Annotated in this window: 17 protein-coding genes; 9 read left to right on the top strand and 8 right to left on the bottom strand. The window is 40.8% G+C overall.

What is annotated here, in order from left to right; all coding sequences use genetic code 11:
• Positions 1-40 precede the first annotated feature (40 nt).
• The 5 genes from purB to PVK79_RS15065 all read right to left on the bottom strand — a co-directional run bounded on the left by purB (position 41) and on the right by PVK79_RS15065 (position 5,951).
• Positions 41-1,411: an adenylosuccinate lyase gene (gene purB, locus PVK79_RS15085; RefSeq protein WP_145233128.1), complete on the bottom strand. Its 1,371-nt coding sequence runs from the start codon at positions 1,409-1,411 to the stop codon at positions 41-43.
• 32 nt (positions 1,412-1,443) lie between these two features.
• Positions 1,444-2,046, bottom strand: coding sequence for a high frequency lysogenization protein HflD (hflD, locus tag PVK79_RS15080; RefSeq protein ID WP_149982535.1), 603 nt, complete (start codon positions 2,044-2,046; stop codon positions 1,444-1,446).
• Positions 2,046-3,146, bottom strand: coding sequence for a tRNA 2-thiouridine(34) synthase MnmA (gene mnmA / locus PVK79_RS15075; RefSeq protein WP_145233130.1), 1,101 nt, complete (start codon positions 3,144-3,146; stop codon positions 2,046-2,048). The genes hflD and mnmA overlap by 1 nt, the downstream gene beginning before the upstream one ends.
• 532 nt (positions 3,147-3,678) lie before the next feature.
• Complete coding sequence (locus tag PVK79_RS15070; RefSeq protein WP_182734261.1) at positions 3,679-5,526, bottom strand: ABC transporter ATP-binding protein; 1,848 nt, start codon at positions 5,524-5,526, stop codon at positions 3,679-3,681.
• Positions 5,527-5,639: 113 nt separating this feature from the next.
• Positions 5,640-5,951: an Mpo1-like protein gene (locus tag PVK79_RS15065; protein WP_149982533.1), complete on the bottom strand. Its 312-nt coding sequence runs from the start codon at positions 5,949-5,951 to the stop codon at positions 5,640-5,642.
• 152 nt (positions 5,952-6,103) lie between these two features.
• On the opposite strand from PVK79_RS15065, the gene PVK79_RS15060 reads away from it, so the two are divergent.
• Positions 6,104-8,266 (top strand): prolyl oligopeptidase family serine peptidase, encoded by a 2,163-nt coding sequence (locus PVK79_RS15060; protein WP_182819204.1) that lies wholly within the window; start codon positions 6,104-6,106, stop codon positions 8,264-8,266.
• An 85-nt stretch (positions 8,267-8,351) separates the two neighbouring features.
• On the opposite strand, the gene PVK79_RS15055 is transcribed toward PVK79_RS15060, so the two are convergent.
• The gene (locus PVK79_RS15055) at positions 8,352-9,641 is read right to left on the bottom strand and encodes an anti-phage deoxyguanosine triphosphatase (protein WP_145233134.1); all 1,290 of its coding nucleotides are present in this window, start codon (positions 9,639-9,641) and stop codon (positions 8,352-8,354) included.
• Between the two features lie 176 nt (positions 9,642-9,817).
• Between PVK79_RS15055 and PVK79_RS15050 the strand changes: the two genes are divergently transcribed.
• The 6 genes from PVK79_RS15050 (at position 9,818) to PVK79_RS15025 (ending at position 15,255) form a co-directional block, all read left to right on the top strand.
• On the top strand, positions 9,818-10,624 hold the full coding sequence (locus PVK79_RS15050) for a glucosaminidase domain-containing protein (RefSeq protein WP_182730627.1): 807 nt from the start codon (positions 9,818-9,820) through the stop codon (positions 10,622-10,624).
• On the top strand, positions 10,617-11,285 hold the full coding sequence (locus PVK79_RS15045) for a DUF2987 domain-containing protein (protein ID WP_257326097.1): 669 nt from the start codon (positions 10,617-10,619) through the stop codon (positions 11,283-11,285). Before PVK79_RS15050 ends, PVK79_RS15045 begins: the two co-directional genes overlap by 8 nt.
• Positions 11,286-11,490: 205 nt before the next feature.
• Positions 11,491-11,967, top strand: coding sequence for a GreA/GreB family elongation factor (locus PVK79_RS15040; RefSeq protein WP_145233137.1), 477 nt, complete (start codon positions 11,491-11,493; stop codon positions 11,965-11,967).
• Between the two features lie 257 nt (positions 11,968-12,224).
• Entirely contained in the window at positions 12,225-13,619 is a 1,395-nt protein-coding gene (locus PVK79_RS15035) for a RimK family protein (protein ID WP_145233138.1), read from the top strand.
• On the top strand, positions 13,619-14,725 hold the full coding sequence (locus tag PVK79_RS15030; protein ID WP_257326096.1) for a GNAT family N-acetyltransferase/peptidase C39 family protein: 1,107 nt from the start codon (positions 13,619-13,621) through the stop codon (positions 14,723-14,725). The genes PVK79_RS15035 and PVK79_RS15030 overlap by 1 nt, the downstream gene beginning before the upstream one ends.
• A 14-nt stretch (positions 14,726-14,739) precedes the next feature.
• Positions 14,740-15,255 carry an MgtC/SapB family protein gene (locus PVK79_RS15025; RefSeq protein WP_257326095.1) on the top strand — a complete coding sequence of 172 codons (516 nt, stop codon included), beginning with the start codon at positions 14,740-14,742 and terminating at the stop codon, positions 15,253-15,255.
• Here PVK79_RS15025 and PVK79_RS15020 read toward each other — a convergent pair.
• Together PVK79_RS15020 and PVK79_RS15015 are read right to left on the bottom strand one after the other, a co-directional pair.
• Positions 15,252-16,034: an alpha/beta fold hydrolase gene (locus PVK79_RS15020; RefSeq protein WP_257326094.1), complete on the bottom strand. Its 783-nt coding sequence runs from the start codon at positions 16,032-16,034 to the stop codon at positions 15,252-15,254. The genes PVK79_RS15025 and PVK79_RS15020 overlap by 4 nt on opposite strands.
• 38 nt (positions 16,035-16,072) lie before the next feature.
• Positions 16,073-17,086, bottom strand: coding sequence for a GlxA family transcriptional regulator (locus tag PVK79_RS15015; RefSeq protein WP_257326093.1), 1,014 nt, complete (start codon positions 17,084-17,086; stop codon positions 16,073-16,075).
• A gap of 126 nt (positions 17,087-17,212) precedes the next feature.
• Here PVK79_RS15015 and PVK79_RS15010 point away from each other — a divergent pair, with 126 nt between their 5' ends.
• Positions 17,213-19,120 carry a beta-ketoacyl synthase gene (locus tag PVK79_RS15010; RefSeq protein WP_257326092.1) on the top strand — a complete coding sequence of 636 codons (1,908 nt, stop codon included), beginning with the start codon at positions 17,213-17,215 and terminating at the stop codon, positions 19,118-19,120.
• A 185-nt stretch (positions 19,121-19,305) separates the two neighbouring features.
• Positions 19,306-21,108: a M14 family metallopeptidase gene (locus PVK79_RS15005; RefSeq protein ID WP_257326091.1), complete on the top strand. Its 1,803-nt coding sequence runs from the start codon at positions 19,306-19,308 to the stop codon at positions 21,106-21,108.

The following is a 21,108-nucleotide window of genomic DNA, read 5'->3' as shown; positions in this document are numbered from 1 at the left end:
TCGCTTTATAGTGTATATAAAATAAGTTGTCGCAGAAAGCTTAAACTAGGTTGTCGATAAACTCTACAGCACGACCAATATAGTTAGCCGGTGTTAGTTTTTTCATTTCTACTTTTGCTTCTTCCGGTAACTCTAAACCATCGATGAAGTCAGCCATGATCTCTTGATTTACACGTTTACCACGGGTTAAATCTTTTAGCTTTTCGTATGGTTTTTCGATGCCGTATTTACGCATTACCGTCTGAATTGGCTCTGCTAGCAGTTCCCAGTTCTGATCCAACTCGTCAAGTAATCGTTGCTCGTTTACTTCTAACTTGCTTACACCTTTTAGGGTTGACTGGTATGCAATTAGCGCATAACCCATACCAACACCTAAGTTACGCAGTACTGTTGAGTCAGTAAGGTCACGTTGCCAGCGAGATACCGGCAGCTTTTGCGCTAGATGAGCGAAAATAGCATTTGCTAGGCCTAAGTTACCTTCTGAGTTTTCAAAATCAATCGGGTTAACTTTATGTGGCATAGTTGATGAACCAATTTCACCCGCAATGGTTTTTTGTTTAAAGTGATTTAGCGCTATATAGCCCCATGCATCACGGTCAAAATCTAATAAGATAGTGTTAAAGCGAGCAATCGCATCAAATAACTCGGCAATGTAGTCATGCGGTTCAATTTGCGTTGTAAATGGGTTGAATGTTAACCCTAGGCTAGTTACAAATTGCTCAGCATGATTGTGCCAATCGTAATCAGGGTAGGCACTGAGGTGAGCATTGTAGTTACCTACAGCACCGTTGATTTTACCTAGCATTTCAACTTGTGCAATTTGGTCACGTTGACGCTTTAAACGCATATATACGTTGGCAAATTCTTTGCCCATAGTTGAAGGTGTTGCAGGTTGACCGTGAGTACGTGTCATCATTGGTACTGCTTTGTACTCAATGGCTTTTTCTTTAATTGCATTAAGTAGTTGATCACAGTAAGGAAGTAATACTTCGTTACGTGCTTCAGTGAGCATTAAACCGTGAGACAGGTTATTGATGTCTTCTGATGTACATGCAAAGTGAATAAATTCATTAATTGCATGTAACTCGGCGTTGTCAGCTACTTTTTCTTTTAATAAGTATTCAACGGCTTTAACATCGTGGTTTGTAGTACGCTCGATATCTTTTACACGTTGCGCATCGGCTTCGCTGAAGTTATCAACAATCGCGTTAAGTAAAGCATTGGCTTCGTCGCTAAATGCCGGTACTTCTTTGATCGCATCAGCTGCTGCAAGGGCTTGTAACCAACGAACTTCGACTGTTACACGGTATTTTATCAAGCCAAATTCGCTGAAAATACTGCGTAGTTCAGTGGTTTTGCTGCCGTAGCGACCATCCACCGGAGAGATAGCTGTTAACGCTGAAAGCTCCATAATAACTCCTAAATTTTAGTTTTGAACGATAATTAAATATGGTTTTTAGCAATGGCGATAATTCTTCTTTTCGCAAAGAAAAAGTGACGGCGTTTACCGCCCATTTGTCGCCATAATACTGCACTGCGAATACCTGCTAATAATAATGCACGTATTTTGTGTTGTACTAATTGCTGTTTTAGTAAGTCAGGCTTGCCATAAACCTGAATTCGGTGCCCTAGGGGGCTAAGCACCTTTGAATAAATATCGGCAAGAGCCGTAATAACAGTGTCATCAGTAATAGCAAAGTGATCAAGACGTCGCTTGATATCATCAATGCTTTTACCAAGCTCTGCTAAGCTACTTGCTTTTGCGCTCAGTGCACGCTCAAGTTGCATTAAACCGCCAACGTATTTGACGATTTCAACATCTTTCTTTTCACCTGCACTGAGTTGATCAAGTAAGATTTTATAACCATCTCTTAGATTCTCAGTGCCTTGATACACATCACTGGGTGAATCAGGGGAGGTTTGTACAATACTGGTTAATAGTTTTTCTAATTCGTAATCGTTGCTACTGCCGTACTGCGCTATTTTTTGAACTTGTTTAGCAACTTGGCACATGGCTGCTAATGCCATGACTTGGTGTTCATTCATTATTTGATCACCGAATCAATAATACCGCCACCTAAACATATTTCGTTGGCATAAAATACCGCAGATTGTCCTGGGGTTACTGCTTTTTGTGGTTCATCAAATAATACTCGGGCAAAACCATCATCGCCAACGAGCAGCGTACAGTTTAGGTCTTCTTGACGATAGCGAGTTTTTACTGTGCAGCGGGTGGTACCTTTTGGCCCAACACGATCAACCCAGTGTAATTGGTTGGCATTTAGTCCATTGCTGTAAAGACGCGGATGGTCTTTACCTTGACCAACAATCAATACGTTGCGTTCTAAGTCTTTATCTACTACATACCATGGTTCGCCAGAGCCTTCTTTCATGCCACCAATTAGCAAACCTTTACGTTGACCGAGAGTGTGATACATCAAGCCTTCGTGTTCACCAACGTTGTTACCGTCTGTGTCTTCAATAACACCCGGTTGTGCAGGTAAGAATTTTTGTAGGAAGTCTTTAAACTTACGCTCACCGATAAAGCAAATACCGGTACTGTCTTTTTTATCGTGGGTAATTAAGTCTTGTTCTTCAGCAATGCGGCGCACTTCAGGTTTGGCAATATCACCAACTGGGAACAGCGTTTGTGCAATATGTTCATGACTTAATGTGTATAAAAAGTAGCTTTGATCTTTGTTATCATCAAGACCACGACACATAACGTATTTATCATCGCGTAATTCACGGCGTACATAATGGCCCGTGGCTATAAAGTCAGCGCCAAGCGCCGTTGCTGCAAATTCTAAAAAAGCTTTGAATTTGATTTCTTTATTACACATGATGTCAGGATTTGGCGTACGGCCTGCTTTATATTCAGCAAGAAAGTACTCAAATACGTTATCCCAATATTCTGCGGCAAAATTAACTGTGTGTAGTTCAATCCCCAGCTTGTCACAGACTGCTTGCGCGTCTTTTAAATCGTCGGCAGCAGCGCAATATTCATCATTATCATCTTCTTCCCAGTTTTTCATAAACAGGCCTTCAACTTGATAGCCTTGTTGTTTTAATAAATAAGCTGATACAGAAGAATCAACACCGCCGGACATGCCAACGATGACTTTAATGTGACTATTTTCGCTCATGGATAATTTCGCTTATACAGGTTGCTGTCATTTAAACTACTAGCGCATACGCGTATTATAGAGCTAAAAGGAGACACTCTGACAAATTACGCAGGCTATGAAAGGCCGCGATTATAGCAGTATACCCAAACCACCTCAAGATGCAGAATTCAGCGTTTCACAGGTGCTTAATATCAAGGCGTTACTTTGCAACAATGGCAGTCCCTTTTAATAAGTAACAACGCTGAGAGTAAGTGCCTGTGAAACGCCCAACGGGTTGGTTTAAAAGCGATTTATACTGCGTTATTGATTTTAACAATAGAACCACTATTACTTGCAATCAATGCCTTTACTAAATCGCTTTTAATTCCAACTGAAACTCGCATCTTGAGGTGGTTTGGGTATATAGACAGCCAAGCCACCCAAGATATGAGTTTTGTAGGGAACAGTTTCGTAGCCAAATTGGCAGGGAAGGTGTGGTTTTTAAGTTGTATTAAAAACGATGAAGTTTTTTGTAATGACACTTAACTAGGGCGTTATGGCTAGGTAAAAATTATTCTACACCAATAAACCCACCGGTTTGGTGTGTCCACAACGCGGCATAAATACCATTTTGTGCCAGCAGTTCTTCATGGCTACCTTGCTCTACAATGCCGCCCTCATCAAGTACGATGAGCCGGTCCATTTGTGCAATAGTGGATAGTCGATGCGCGATGGCAATGACGGTTTTACCGGTCATTAAATCATCAAGACTAGCTTGAATAGCCGCTTCAACTTCAGAATCGAGCGCGCTGGTGGCTTCATCTAAAATTAATATCGGGGCGTTTTTCAGCAGCACCCGAGCAATGGCGATACGTTGGCGTTGACCTCCAGAGAGTTTTACGCCGCGCTCACCCACTTGGGCTGCAAAACCTTTGTTGCCTTTGCTATCTTCAAGGTCATCAATAAACTCTAGCGCTTTGGCTTGTTTAGCCGCTTTCATCATTTCTTCATCGCTGGCATCTGGGCGGCCATAAAGGATATTTTCTTTGACTGTCCGATGCAGTAAAGAAGTATCTTGGGTAACCATCGCAATGTACTTACGCAGGCTTTCTTGACTCACTTTTGAGATATCTTGGCCGTCGATGTTGATACTACCGCTATCAATATCGTAAAAACGTAGCAACAAATTAACGAGTGTTGACTTACCAGCGCCAGAGCGACCAACAAGACCTATTTTCTCTCCGGCTTTGATATTGAGATTTAAGCCATTGATAACAGCGCCGCGATTCGTTTCGTTTGCGGCTTTACCGTAGTTAAAATGCACATTATTAAAGTCAATTGCACCTGTGGTTACACTTAATGTGCTGGCATCAGGCAGATCATCGACTTCAATTGGGTTTGATAACGTTTTCATACCATCAGCGACAGTGCCGATGTTTTCAAACAAGCCACTAATTTCCCACATGATCCACTGTGCCATGCCATTTAAACGCAGTGCTAAGCTTACCGCAATTGCAATTGCGCCGGCACTAATGGCGCTCAGAGTCCATAAATACAAAGATAATGCCGCAACACTAAATACTAAAAAGTAGTTAAGCGTTTGAATGGCAAAATTTAAACTGGTAACTAAGCGCATTTGCTTATACACAGGTTGTAAAAAAACATCCATGCTGTCTTTTGCGTACTGCTCTTCACGTTGGGTATATGAGAACAATTTAATAGTCGAAATATTAGTGTAACTGTCAACTATTCGGCCGGTCATCTCAGAGCGAGCGTCTGCTTGCGAGCTAGCCACTTTTTTGAGCTTAGGTACATAGTACATTTGGATCAAAATATACAGAGCTAACCATACAAGCAAAGGAAGCATTAAGCGCCAATCGGCTTCGGCTACTAAAAACACCATAGCGCCAAAATAAACCACGATATACATTAATACATCAAGTAGTTTCATCACGGTTTCACGCACCGCGAGGGATGTTTGCATTACTTTGGTGGCGATGCGCCCTGCAAATTCATTTTGGTAAAAGCTCACACTTTGGCGAAGCAAATAGCGATGTGCTAACCAACGAATTGACATCGGGTAATTACCTAACAAGGCTTGGTGCAATATCGCAGAATGAAAAAACACCACGATAGGTAGGACAACAAGTAGCACTATCGCCATTTTTATGAGTTCAGATTTTTGCTCAACAAATAATGTTTCAGGGGTGTAGATACTTAGCCAATCAACAAGCTGGCCCATATAGCTAAACAGTGATACTTCTAAAATCGCGAGCAATGCTGCGCTTAGCGACATAAAAAATAGCGAGACTTCCATACCTTTAGTGTAGTGACGACAAAATGCAAATAGCGTCGCAGGAGGCTGGGTTGGCTTTTGTTCGGGAAACGGCTTGATCATCCGCTCAAATAATCGATACATTTTAATATCTTGAATAGCAAAAATGGCGTTAACTATATCACTGAAAAGCGACAAAAACAGGTTTGCATAATGATCTTTTTGCTTGTTTGTCGGTTATTACAAAACAACAGTGACTACCATTTTATTTTGCCAATCAGCATATCTTTAAACATCACCCAGTCTGCCCATAAGCTATAAAACGGGTATTTGAACGTAGCAGGGCGGTTTTTCTCAAAGAAGAAATGACCAACCCAGGCAAAACCATAACCAATAATGGGTAGCAACCACAACAGCATAAATTGTTGGCTATACAGCACATACAAAACGATAATAAGCACCAAAGAGCTACCAAAAAAATGTAACCGTTTGCAGGTAATATTTTTATGTTCTTGTAAGTAGTATGGGTAAAACTTTTTAAAGCTAGTAAATTCTGGTGTACTTTTCATATCACATATCTTGTTAATGCTATTGACTGGTTTTAAATATTTAGTTTTACATTTCTTTACAGATATTAGGCGCTTTGATCTCATACTACTAGACATACTTACGACAAATTTATACCGTTATGAGTCTAACAAATAATTAAAAGATCATAATCATGTTAAAAAAAGCCATTACTTGCGCGGTGTTAGTTGCGCTTTGGGGTTGTTCTGAATCGACATCAATATCAACAAACAATCAAAATAATGCAGCAGCACCGATAACTGCTAACCAATCTATCACTTACCCAGAAACAAAAAAAGGGACTGTGGTTGATCAGTACTTTGACGAGAAAGTGGCTGATCCATACCGTTGGTTAGAAGATGATATGAGCAGTGATACAGCTAAGTGGGTTAAAACACAAAATGAACTGACTTTTTCATATCTTGAAAATATCCCGTACCGGGATAAATTAAAAGCCAGCCTTGAAAAGCTAATGAATTACGAAAAAGTAACGGCTCCATTTACTGAAGGTGAATACACCTACTTTTATAAAAATGATGGCCTACAGAACCAATATGTACTTTATCGTAGTAAAGGCAAGGGCGAAGCAGAGGTTTTCCTCGATCCAAATAAGTTTAGCGAAGATGGTACAACTTCAATGTCTGGTCTGACTTTCTCTGAAGATGGTTCGCTAGCAGCTTATCAGATCTCTGAAGGTGGCAGTGATTGGCGTAAAGTCATTATTATTGATACGCAAAGTAAAGAGCAAATTGAAAGTGCATTAATCGATATAAAGTTCAGTGGTATTGCTTGGGTTGGCAACGATGGTTTTTATTACTCAAGCTACGATAAACCTAAAGGCAGTGAACTCTCGGCAAAAACTGATCAACACAAAGTGTATTACCATAAATTAGGAACTGCACAAACAACCGATGAACTTATATATGGTGGCTCTGAGGAACAAAAACATCGCTATATTGGTGCCTCGGTAACGCGTGATAATCGCTACTTATTGATTTCTGCTAGTGTTTCAACATCTGGTAATAAACTGTTTATTAAAGATTTAACCAAGCCAGACAGCAAACTTGTCACAGTGCTTGATAATACAGATTCAGACACTTACGTTTTAGATAACGACGGCAGTAAGTTATTTTTAGTAACAAACTTAAATGCGCCGAATAAGAAAGTAGTGACGGTAGACGCCGCAAACCCAACTGTTGAGTATTGGCAAGATTTGATCCCAGAAACAGATAATGTATTGAGTATGTCTAAAGGGGGGGATTTCTTTTTTGCAAAATACATGGTTGATGCCATTTCTAAAGTGCAACAATATGACAAAGCTGGCAAGTTAGTTCGTGAAATTAGTTTACCCGGTGTGGGTACCGCTCGTGGTTTCAGTGGTAAAAAAGAAAGTAGTACGCTTTATTATTCATTCGCTAATTACACAACGCCGGGCAATACCTATGCGTTTGATGTAAATACTGGTAACTCAGACGTTTATCGTAAATCTGGGGCGCAGTTTGATTCTGCGGCATATACTTCTGAACAAGTATTTTATAGTTCAAAAGATGGCACTAAAGTACCGATGATCATCTCCTATAGAAAAGATTTAAAACGTGATGGTACTAACCCAACTATTCTATATGGTTATGGCGGTTTTAATGCCAGCATGACGCCAAGCTTTAGTTCAACCATTGCTGCGTGGCTTGAGCAAGGGGGTGTCTACGCCGTGGCTAATATTCGTGGTGGCGGTGAATACGGTAAACAGTGGCATGATGCGGGTACACAACTTAAAAAGCAAAATGTATTTGATGATTTTATAGCTGCTGCTGAGTATTTAAACGCAGAGAAATACACATCAAGTGATTACCTAGCCGTTCGCGGTGGTTCAAATGGCGGTTTATTAGTTGGCGCGGTCATGACTCAGCGCCCTGAGTTATTTAAAGTCGCACTACCTGCAGTAGGCGTACTTGATATGTTACGGTATCACACTTTTACCGCCGGAGCTGGCTGGGCATATGACTATGGTACGAGTGAGCAAAGTAAAGAAATGTTTGATTACTTAAAAGGCTACTCGCCAGTTCATAATGTAAAAGCTGGGGTTAAATACCCAGCGACCTTGATCACCACAGGCGATCACGATGACCGTGTGGTGCCAGCTCACTCTTATAAGTTTGCAGCGGAGCTACAAGCCAAAGGTGCAGGGAACAATCCATACCTTATCCGTATTGAAACTAATGCGGGTCATGGTGCAGGTACACCAACCAGTAAAATTATTGATCAATATGCAGATATTTACGGTTTCACCCTTTATAACATGGGTATCAAATCACTGTAATTGAATAATATAAATAAAACACCGAAGCGATTGTTTCGGTGTTTTTAAGGTTGCGCAGTGGAACTTTGCAACGCAAGAGTATTAATTAGCTATTACTTGAAAAAAGGCGTTGGTGTGTTTTAAACGCATATTCGTCAGTCATACCACTTAAATAATCACAAATTACTCTGTGTGTATTACCATTTTGTTGTTGTGCTAGGCGAAACACATTTGCTGTGGTTTCAGGTAAAAGTCGTAATGGTTCGCAGGCAAATGCTTCAAATAATTCAATAATTAATTTTTGTCCTTTAAACTCAATTTGCTGCATATGTGAAGCACGAATGAGTCGTTGATAAATAAATGACTTTAACGTCTCAAGTAAATGCTGATAACTGTGCGGTAATTCAACGGTGTAATTTAAAATTGGATTTTCAAACTCAAGTTCTGTGTGCACAATGGATGATTGAGTAATAAATAAGTTTACTAATTCCCCAATCACATCTTTACGTTGTGCTTCGCTACCTAAAAATAGCCGCTCGGTTAAGTTACTGTCGCTAAGCCACTCACATTGCACAAGCTCAAGTGCGGGTAAGGCATGATTTTGCCACTCTTTTAGGGTGATTTGCTCTGTTGCAATTGCGTCTTCAAGGTCATGTACGGCATAAGCGATATCGTCGGCAAGTTCCATAATGGCCGCATCAAGGGATTTAAAACTGGTTTTAGATCTAAACTCATCGACGGCCTTAAAATCGCCTAAGCGTTGTTTATCAGCGTCAGATAAAGGCGCTACAATCCAGTCAAAGGTCGCTTTATCATCCTTGTATAAACCTTTTGCTGGGCGCCAGTCGTCAGCTTTTATAAATGCACGTTGCGGATCATGATGTGGGATGGTGTGCCACAAGTCATCAATAAAAGCCGGGTATTTTATAAAGCCAAGCAAAGTACGGCGCGTTAAGTTCATACCATGACCATCACTATATGGTTCAAGTCTTGAAACAATGCGCAGTGTTTGTGCATTGCCTTCAAAACCACCATGTTCACGCATCATGTAGTTAAGGGCAATTTCACCGCCATGACCATAAGGAGGATGGCCTATATCATGGGCCAAACAAAGCGTCTCAAGCAAACTAGGGTCGGGAAAATGTGTGAAGTCAGGGTGTTGTTTCTCTAAATGACGAAGTAAACCACTGCCAATTTGCGATACCTCTAAAGAATGGGTTAATCGTGTACGATGAAAATCATTTAGGCCAATCCCCATTATCTGAGTTTTAGCTTGTAAACGTCTAAATGCAGCTGCATGGATTATCCGGGAGCGGTCTACTTGCCACGCTGAGCGATTGTCATTAGGGCGAAACTTGTTTTGATTTATTATGCGGCTTTGCCAGTCTAATTTCATTAATGGGTATCCGGTAACTTCTTTAGCGTTTTTATGCGCTTAATTGTAGCCGATTTTTATAGATTATAAATCCTTCAAATGGGTATATTCGCCTTTATTGGAGTGCTTAGGTATAATGAATGGTCAGATGCGTGTGGATATACCATGCATAAACATTAGTTTTTTTGAGAGAATACATGCTTAAGTATCTATTTCGTTTAATCGTTAGCCTATTTTTTATTTGGGCATTGAGTTACCCATTTATAGAAAGGACGAATTCAACTATTGAGGGCGAAACAGCCTTAATCAAGCCACCAGTCAAAAAGAAAGAAAAGCCATTACATAACGTTAAGCTTCCTGATTTTAACGGCTTTAGTGATGTAAAAGAAAAAAAACATGCTTTTTTTAACTTTATTCGGCCGCATGTTGAGGCTGAAAATAAAAAAATCCTGCAGCAACGGGCAACGCTGGAGATTGCATTGATGATGGTGCAATACGATGAGCCATTAAGTCGCACGCAAACTAAGCAAGTTAAAACGATTTTAAACAGCTATAAATTACCAGAAACGATTGATAGTTTGTCTTTGCGTCAGGCATTACGTCGAGTTGATATTATTCCTAAAGAGCTAGCGCTGATGCAAGCGGCAAACGAATCAGCATGGGGAACGTCTCGATTTGCTCGAATAGGATTAAACTTTTTTGGTCAGTGGTGTTATAGCAAAGGCTGCGGTATGGTGCCTAATCGTCGTAATACTGGTGCAGACCATGAAGTGGCGGCATTTAAATCTGTGCGAGCAGCCGTGACTTCTTATTTTAAAAATATTAATACCCATGCAGCTTATAAAGAGTTACGTAGTATCCGCGCCGATTTGCGTTTACAAGAAAAGCCAATTTCAGCGACTAAGCTAAGTTACGGATTAATCTCCTATTCCGAGCGTGGTGAAGCGTATATCGAAGAATTAAATCAAATGATCAACCAAAATAGAGCTTACTTTGATGAATAACCCAGTACGTAGTATCAGTCATATTATGGCATTAGCCGTTGTACTAATAGCAACGTTTACTGTGCAAGCAAAAGAGTTTGTGGTTTCCTATGATGGCTTTTATGATCGTTTAAAAGTCGTCAATAAAGGTGATTTTCAATTTGCTCAGGTCAATTTTTACATCACCGACATTGCCAGTAATGACGAATGTTTAATTAAAACTGGGCGCATTATTACTGAGCGAGAGGAATTTTCGCTTAATTATACTGAGCATGCTCAGCTTTTACTTCCTTTTGATAAACAACTTGATACAAATAAAGCTGTGGTGGTTATCGAGCCTCAAAATGAAAACCATGATTGCCAGTTAAAACTGCAAATTGAGGCGCGTGAGTTTAATAATAGTAATTTAAATAAACACCAGTTGTATCAGCTTAATGATGAGTTTGATGAATTATTATCGGATCTGTCGGGATTTTTTGTTAGCAAACTGATGAGCTTTTTATTGCCTGAACAACAAGGTGTGGTGCTGACTTTTGCAGAGCCAGTGACGATTGCCGATCCTGCTTTTGATTGCCAAGGAGCAATTTGTCATGTCAGTGTTACTGAGCAGTGGGAAGATGATAAAACAGCATTTACTGTGCCGGCGCCATTACTAAAAGTAACGCCATGGATTGCTAAGTAGTAAAAAACAGTTGAGTAAGCGCTGTTAACAGCAGCGCTTGATTTATGTTATTACTAATCAAGAGTAATCAAGAGTAATTAAAAAATATCCTTCCATATTTACTAATCAATGCCTATGAATAACCTTGTTTTTAGTCAATTGAGTTACACGCAGCCCAAAGCACGTTAAAATACAGTCATTATAGATTTAAAATAATTCCTTAGATATGAATAAAACCCATGTGATTGAATGCCTGCGTTTTGCTTTAGAGGCGCAACTTAGTACCGCGCAGGCTGCTGCAAAGACAGCCCATGACACCGCCACTCATGAAGAAAATATTGCTGAAAATAAATACGATACATTAGGCCTAGAAGCTGCCTATTTAGCGCAAGGGCAAGCACAGCGTGTGAATGACTGCCATTTGAGTATTATCGAGTTTGAAAAGGCATTTAAAATCGCTGTATCAAGTAAAGTTGCCATTGGTTCGCTGGTCTGTATCTGCGATGAAGACGAAAATCTAAAATGGTATTTTTTAGGGCCACTTTCTGGTGGTTTAAGCATTAAAATAAAAGACACTACAGTGTATGTTCTCACACCACTGTCACCATTAGGTCAATTACTGATGGATAAGCAACAAGGTGATGAGTTTAGTTTTACAATAGCGAATAAATCCACGTTATTAGAAATTATTTCAATAAGTTAGTGATGCTGAAAGGAGCTTTAACCAGCTTTTTTTGATCTTACTGTGGTTGATTAAATTTACTTATCTTAACGCTAAAAATTACTCGTTGGAAAGGTAGCGAAAAACCCTTTATAAATCACCTGTAGATTAAGCAGTAGCTGAATCTAAAGCACCCATCCTGTTAAGTACAAGTGTTGCACAACGATGACTTAGCAGTATGGGTGTTTCTATTTATATTCACTCTTACATTTGTATTTTGACTTATTTTAGGAAAAGTCGTGTTTAAAACCTTGATTGTGGTTGATAACAACGAGCAGGCACTTGCTCACTCATTCGAAAACGTAATTACCTTCAATACCTACTTACGAGATTATCCAAAGCATAATGAGCCAAAAACGCGCATTATTAATCTATGCGACTCAAGCCAATACTTGAGTAAAGGCTATTATTGCTCATTACTTGCTGAGGCACGTAAACATCAAGTATTGCCAAGCGTAAAAACGATTAATGCGCTACGTAATGGCCAAACTTTGATGCTTAATGTTGGCCATCTCGATGATGCCTTATACTTTGGGCATGCAGTAAATGAACTACAAAACAAAGCAGCAAAAGCGGTATTTAAACAATATCCAGCGCCTATTTTATTTGTAGATGAAGCCGGGCTGTTACAGCAAGGTTCATTGGCGTCGCTTAATACTCAGCAGCATCAAGACTTTGTTGCTAAATTAACTGAGTTTACGCAAACACAGTGGCGTATAAGCAGTTCGCAAAAACGTTACCGCTGGGATATGGCTATTTTAGTTGATCACAATGAAAAAGTGCCACCAAGCGATAAAGATGCAATAGCCCGTTTTATTAAAGCGGCAGCTAAACATGGTATCTATGCTCAAGCGCTCAGTTTTGAAGAAATAGACAATATCGCTCAGTTTGATGCGCTATTTATTCGCCAAACAACTGCAATTGACCACCCAACTTACCGTCTGGCAAGTAAGGCGCAGAGCCTAGGATTAGTGGTGATTGATGATGCTGAGTCTATTTTACGCTGTTGTAATAAAGTGTATTTACATGATGCGTTTAATTATCAAAAAGTACCGAGCTTAAAAACCTTGGTAGTAGCTGATCAAAGTGATGAAACCATCAGTCAGCTTGAAGAGGCATTTACTTACCCATTAGTGCTTAAAATGCCTGAAGGGTCGTTTTCAAAAGGTGTCTACAAAGTAACTGATCGCAATGAGCTGGCAGCAAAATTGGCTGAGTTATTTGAATTTAGCGCTTTAGTTCTAGCCCAAGAATATATGTACACAGAATACGATTGGCGAGTAGGAGTTTTAAATGGTCGTGCTATCTATGCATGCCGTTATTTAATGGCGCGTAATCATTGGCAAATTTATAATCATGATGCAAAACGGTTTTTCTCTGGTGGTTTTGAAACACTGCCTACTTTTGAGTTGCCAAAAGCAGTTTTAGATGCGGCATTAAAAGCATGTAAAACTGTGGGCAAAGGGCTCTATGGTGTGGATGTTAAAGAACATCAAGGCCGTGCATATGTGCTTGAAGTAAACGATAACCCAAGTATTGACCATAAAGTAGAAGATGGTTACTTAGGTGATGAACTTTATATGATCATTATGGAAGAATTTAAACAACGCCTCGAAGCACGAGGTCGAAGTTAATGACCGAGCATAGTGTGGCAGTGCGAGCTGCCACAGAGGCTGATTTAAAAGCACTACTTGTAATAGAGCAACAAAGCTTTAGCCAAGACAGACTCAGTGCGCGCAGTTTAAAACGATGGATCACGGCTAAACACGGTATTTTGTTGGTTGCTGAATCAGCTAACCAATTACTTGGTTATGGCTTGGTGTGGTGTCATAAAGGCACTCGTTTAGCTCGCTTATATTCGTTAGCAGTAACACCGCAAGCTCAGGGTAAAGGGCTTGCTCAACAGCTTTTAAAGTCGCTGGAGCGAGCTACCGCGGAACGTGGCCGCTTATTTATGCGCCTTGAAGTGGCGGTAAATAATAAAGCTGCAATCGCACTTTATGAAAAGCTTGGCTATCGGGTATTTGGGCAATACAGTGACTATTATGATGATCATAGTGATGCCTTGCGGATGCAAAAAAACATTCGTAAAACCAATGAGCTTGAGTTTTCGCGTGAAACGCCTTGGTATCAGCAAACAACCGAATTTACTTGCGGGCCAGCGGCATTATTAATGGCAATGTCATCAATAAAAAAAGCGATTATTTCACAAGTGAATGAGCTTGATATTTGGCGTGAAGCAACCACTATTTTTATGACCTCTGGTCATGGTGGTTGTCATCCATTAGGACTTGCTTTAGCTGCCAATAAACGCGGTTTTACAGCCGATGTGATTATTAATACACGTGATACATTGTTTGTTGATGGCGTAAGAAGTGATAAGAAGAAAGCAATTTTACACACGGTTCATAATCAATTTGTGGTTGAGGCAATTAATCACAAACTAGATGTGAAGTATCAAGACTTAACCCTTGAGCACATAGAGCGCTGGTTAGCAGCCAAAATGGCCGTGGTGCTATTGATCAGTACGTATCGCTTTGATGGTAAAAAGTCACCGCATTGGGTGTGTGTAACGCATTTAGATGAGCATTGTCTATATGTCCATGACCCTTTTTGTGAAAGCGATAAACAGCTGGCGATTGATTGTCAACACGTACCCATCGCTAAGAGTGACTTTTTAAAAATGGCCAGTTTCGGTAGTTCTCGTTTGAGTACGGCACTGGCTATACACATGCAGTAATTTTAGGATTTTGAGTGACTTTTTTTGAATTAGTAGATATCGCCCCCTATTCGTGGTCGGCAATAGGCAGTGCCGCATTTTGTGGCGCTTTAATAGGAATGGAGCGCCAACTACGCGGTAAACCTGTAGGGATCCGCACTTCGGTGCTGATCATTCTGGGCACTTATTTGTTTTTAGCCACGGCTTTTATGCTACACGGTGATGTGATTGACCATTCACGGGTGGTAGGCCAAATTATAACCGGTATTGGTTTTTTAGGCGCTGGAGTGATGCTTGCTAAAGATGGTGCCGTGGTGGGAGTTACCTCGGCCGCGACAATCTGGGTGTTGGCATCAATAGGTGTGGTGATCGCCACTAATAATTTATTGGCAGCGATAAAACTGTCTATTTTAGTGGTGGGTATTTTATACGGTGTCGATGTGCTTGAAGCGAAATTTAAAAGCTTGAGCAAAGGCGTGCATCGTCATGTGAAAATTTACTCAAAACGCTATTACAGAGGCAACAAAAAAGAACCAGAACGCCACGATTAAGTGGCGTTTCTTGCATTATTAATACTATCAATTATGATTTCTATGACGGCCTTCGCATCATCAATCATGGGAACATGGCCTAATCCTTTTAGGACTTGAAAGCGGGCATCTGGCAGCAGTTGTTGTGCCAATTTTGCCGTTGAATGAATAGGAAAAAGCCTATCTTTCTCTGGCCAAGCAAGTGTTACAGGGCAGGGTAAAGGATGGGTATAATCTAACCTTTGTGTTGTGTTTAATAGGTGCTCTTTAGCTTCACACCCTAATATATCGCCAACCATGCATAAAAACTCAGTTACACTCAGCCTATCACCGTGTTCTGCAATGTCTCGTAAAGCTAGTTTTCTAACTGAAGCTGAGTGGGCTAGAAATGGAATAATGGCTTGTGTCAGCTTTGCAATCATTGCAATGCGCTTTAATTTACTAAGCGCATAACGTTGCTCATTGCGTTTATTATCCCAACATCCAGCCGGTGAAAGAGCACACACACTTTGCGCTCGGCCTCTTTTTGCAAGCTCGATTGCCACCCAACCGCCCATAGAGTTCCCAACAATATGTGGCTTATCAAGTTGATGTTGATCTAATTGGCGCTCGATATCGTCAATAACATCACGGATCTCTATTTTACCTGTAAGCGGTGCAGTACCACGATGCCCTAATGCGGTAAATGCGTACACAGTGTAACTTTGGCTGAGTGTCGGGATAACATTTTTCCATGCCTTACAACTAGACGTTACACCGTGCAGTAATACTAATGCTTCGCCGCTACCTTGTTGGATCATAGTGGTGTTGCTCCTGAATGCTTTATTTATTTATGTAATTAATTACCAAACAATTTACGCCTGACTACTTTTCTGTACTCACTCGGGGTTTGTGATAAGACTTTTTTAAATACTCGAGTTAAATGCCCTTGATCGTTATAGCCTACCTCTAGTGCCACTTCTTGAATCGATAAGTTTGATGACGCTAATAACTCCTTTGCCGTTTGCACGCGAAGTTGTTGCCAGTATTCAATCGGGCTTTGATTGGTCGCAACTCTAAATCGGCGCGTGAACGAACGATAACTCAAACCAAATAATTGTGCTATCTCGGTTAGGCTTTGCTCGGCAGCTAAATTGTTTTTTAACCAAAATTGAATTTGCGCAATCAGTTCGTCAGGGTGTCTATCTACGGCTCCCTCAAGGTAGCGCTGATCTTCATAAGGCTTTCGTATTTCATGTGAAAAGTTACGCTCAACATGCTGAGCAGCTGCCTGTCCATAATATTGACTAATAATATGCACGATCACATCCGCTAATGCATTCAAACTTGCCACGCTATACAAACGTTCTGATTGGGTGATGAAAAAGTCAGGTTTGAGTAATACCTGTGGATAATCACGTTTAAATTGCTCTGCGTAATGCCAGTGGGTTGTCGCTGGGTGACCATTTAATAACTTAGCTTCAGCGACTAAGCAATTGCCAGTACCCACGCCAATGATTGAGCTACCCGTTTGCCAGCTACTGGCAAGCCACTGAACTAACCCAGAGTTTGCTCTGACAACAGGGCGAGGATTGCGCCAAATACCGGGCACAATAATCAAGTCACTGTAAGGTGCTGTGCTGTAAGTGTGATCCGGTAATATTGCTAAGCCGCTGCGATTTTTGATAGGTTCGCTGTCCTCAGCGATTAAATTAATCGTTAATGGCCGAAAAGTTCCGCTGTTTATATGCCCCTTGGCGTACGCCTCACCGGCTCTGAGCATTTCAATTGGCAAGGTGACACTGGTGATCAATAAGTGCTGGTATACCAAAATACTTATTTGCAAAGGGCTAAGTACCAAGTTGTTGTCCATTTAATTGCTCCGACCAGTTTGATTTGGCCTCATAGGCTCATTATTTGGCTATTTAAGCACAATGTTGATAATTAAATCCATCTAAACTGCAAGCTTCTCCTATAACACGTTTTCTCAAGGTAAATTATGACAGCATTACCCGTTATTATCGGCATGGGTGGAATTAACGCCGCAGGCCGTACTTCTTTTCATCAAGGTTATCGTCGTATCGTGTTAAATAACTTAGATACTCAAGCCCGCCAAGAAACATTTTTAGGCCTCGCCACGTTAATGAATTTAGTGAGTCTTGTGAATGGGCAACTGCAAGATTTACAAGGCAATACTGTTGAGCAAAGCGACATAGAAGCACGCTTTGGTGAGCAAATTATTGCCGGTACGTTAATTCGTAAAATTGAAAAAGAGCATTTTGATGTCGATGCAACACCGTGGCAGCAAAAAATGACGTTAACCGCGTCAGATGAAAGCGCCATTGTGTTTGAGACACGTCGTAAAGATTTACCTTCGCCGGTCCCTACAAGTTGGCAAGTAGAAGAGCTTGAAAATAAAAAAGTAAAAGTAACCATTGCGGCTCAGTTTGATATTAAACATGATTCTACTCGCGATAATCCGATTAAATCGGCTGGGCAACTACCAACAGGGTTTGATCCGTCTATTATGTACAACAGTCGCTACCAGCCACGTGGTTTACAAGCCACTATTTTTGCTGCTACTGACGCGATTAAATCAACCGGACTTGATTGGCAACACATTATGAATAGTGTTGAGCCTGATAAAATTGGCACTTATTCAGCGTCGGTTATTGGTCAAATGGATGACAAGGGCTTAGGTGGTTTAGTAAAAGCGCGCCAGCAAGGTGATCGCGTCAGCACCAAGCAGTTAGCGCTTGGCTTAAATACAATGTCGACCGATTTTATTAATGCCTATGTGACGGGCAATGTAGGCACTACGTTTTCAACTTCAGGCGCGTGTGCAACATTTTTATATAACTTGCGCGCTGCAGTAAACGATATACAAGCAGGGCGTACACGTGTTGCTATTGTGGCAAGTGTTGAATGCGCAATTACTCCTGAAGTTGTTGAAGGCTTTGGTAATATGAGTGCGCTGGCGAATATTGAAGGTTTACGCCGCTTGGATAACTTAAGCAATGATGATGAGCCTGATTATCGTAAAAGTAGCCGCCCATTTGGCGAAAATTGTGGCTTTACTTTAGGTGAAGGCGCACAAGTAGCGATTCTAATGGATGATGCGTTAGCACTGGAGTTGGGTGCAGACATTCTAGGCTGCGTGCCTGATGTATTTGTAAATGCTGATGGTGTTAAAAAATCAATTACATCACCGGGACCGGGTAATTATATAACCATGGCGAAGTCAGCGGCATTAGCCACGAGCTTATTAGGTAAAGAAGCATTACAACAACGTAGCTTTATTTTAGCGCATGGTTCAAGCACACCGCAAAACCGCGTAACAGAGTCATTAATTTATCATAAGGTGGCACAAACGTTTGCCATTGATAATTGGAAAGTAGCAGCACCAAAAGCGTATGTAGGGCACACAATTGCGCCAGCTAGTGGCGACCAATTAGCGATGGCGCTGGGTGTATTTGCACATAATATTATGCCGGGTATTACCACCATAGATAAAGTGGCCGACGATGTGCATAACCAGTATTTAGATATTCGTACTGAGCATTATCAATGCGAAGACATGGATATTGCTTTTATTAATTCAAAAGGCTTTGGCGGAAATAATGCCACAGCCACTGTTTTGTCACCCATGGTGACCATGAAAATGTTAGCAAAACGCCATGGTAGTGCGGTGATGGATGCATATGCATTGAGCAATCAAACCGTTACAGCTGCTCAGACTAATTATCAGCAACAAGCTGACTTAGGACAATATGAGCTAATCTATCGCTTTGGTGATGGCATGATTGATGAAGATGAAATTGTCATTTCTGATACCGACATGCATATTCCCGGTTTTGATAAAGCCATTGCATTTAGTAAAACGAATCCTTATCAAGATATGTTTTAAGCACATTATTCTTGAGTGGCAAGGCGCTTTTATAGCGCCTTTTTTAATGCGTGAAAATTAGCCCTATAAAGTTTTTAAATTGTCATTGGCTGCATTTTTTTGTTGAATCACCGCAGTTTACGCGATCTGTCATTTATCCTTGTTATAATTTCAAGCTATTAAAGAGGCCAACGTTTGAGAGTCCTATGATCGCCAGTTTATTATTGTTAAGTGCCAGTGTTACATTAGATAGCCATTTACCGCCATTGTTGCCATGGCAAGGTCAAAGTTTGGCACTGATACAACAAAAAGGCCCATTAACCACTGATTTCGAACTAAGCGAAGGGCTAAAGTCACCAAATTATCAGCAAACTATGGCCTTTGTAGATCGTCTTGTTGCAGCAAACCCTACCCAATTCCAAGTGCAAACTATTGCACATAGTGCCAGTGGCCGTGCGATCAACATGATGGTAGCAAGCGAAGATGGCGCATTTACACCTTCGCAGTTAATGCAAAACGCCAAGCCGACTATTTTTATTCAAGCGGGAATTCATGCCGGCGAAATTGACGGTAAAGATGCGATGTTTATGTTGCTACGCGATATTGCAACCGGTAAACGTCGAGATATTTTAAGCCAAGTGAACATCTTATTTATTCCTATTTTAAATGTTGATGGCCATGAGCGTAGTAGTCAGTTTAATCGCATAAACCAGCGTGGGCCAGTTGAAATGGGATTTAGAACCAATGCTAATAATTTAAATTTAAATCGTGATTTCACCAAACTAGATACGCCGGAAGTACGTGGTGTATTAAAGGTGATCAAGCAGTTTAACCCAGATTTATATATCGATGTGCATGTGACTGACGGTGCAGATTATCAATACGATGTAACTTACGGGTACAACCCCGTATTTGCCAGTGAATCGCCAAGTGTGTCAGATGCGCTCAATAATTATTTTAAACCTATCATCGACACAAAATTACAAGAGCAAGGCCATATACCTGGGCCGCTGGTATTTGTAATGGATAAGCGCGAGTTTAAAAAAGGCTTAGCGGGCTGGGTTGCCACGCCTCGTTATTCGAATGGTTGGGGGGATTTAAGATCGTTACCCACAATTCTTGTCGAAAATCATTCATTAAAACCGTATAAACAACGTGTACTTGGCACCTATGTATTTTTAGATGGGGCTATTTCAGCATTGGCGCAACATCATCATCAATTAACCGAAGCGGTTGAAAAAGAACGAGCTTTTGTGCCAAGCCAGCTTATTGTTGAACGCGGTTATGCAAAAGAGCCAAACACTATCGCATTTGCAGGGATCAAATATTCGCGCAGTAAAAGCGCCTTGAGTGGCCAGATGGAAGTAAAGTATTTAGGCGAAAAACAGCACTATGATGCGTTGCCTATTTACTGGCAGAAGGACGCAAAAACCGTGATCACCGTACCAAGTACATTTTATATTCCACCTGCGTATCCAGACATTGTCGAAAAACTCAAATTACATGGTATTACAGTAGAAAACGTGAGCAGTGATGAGCTGGTAACTAATTTAAAAGTCGCGGTAGTAACAAAGCATGAATTTGATAAAGCACCGTTTGAAGGGCGCTTTCGAGTAAACGCAGATTTTGATTTTGTCGATATACCAGAAAAGTCTCTGATCGGTTGGTCTAAAGTTGAAACTGCTCAACCTTTCGGTGAGTTAGTTGCCCATCTTTTACACCCCAAAGCACCGGATTCATTTTTTGCGTGGGGTGAGTTTAATACGATTTTTCAACGTACTGAGTACATGGAAAACTATGCATTAGCGCCGTATGCTCGCCATATGCTCAAAGATAAACCGGCACTTGCACTTGAGTTTGATAAAAAAATTCGTGAGGATGCCGCTTTTGCTAAAGATGCACAAGCACGATTAAACTGGCTCTATGAGCATACGCCATTTTATGATCAAGCTTATTTAAAGTATCCTGTGCTGATGACATTTGACACTAAACCGCAAATAAAGAATTAA

Origin of the sequence: Pseudoalteromonas rhizosphaerae, assembly GCF_028885455.1 — a bacterium.
Taxonomy (GTDB): Bacteria; Pseudomonadota; Gammaproteobacteria; order Enterobacterales; family Alteromonadaceae; genus Pseudoalteromonas; species Pseudoalteromonas rhizosphaerae.
The sequence above is the reverse complement of the archived record's forward strand: the minus strand, read 5'-3'. Positions and strand labels throughout refer to the sequence as shown.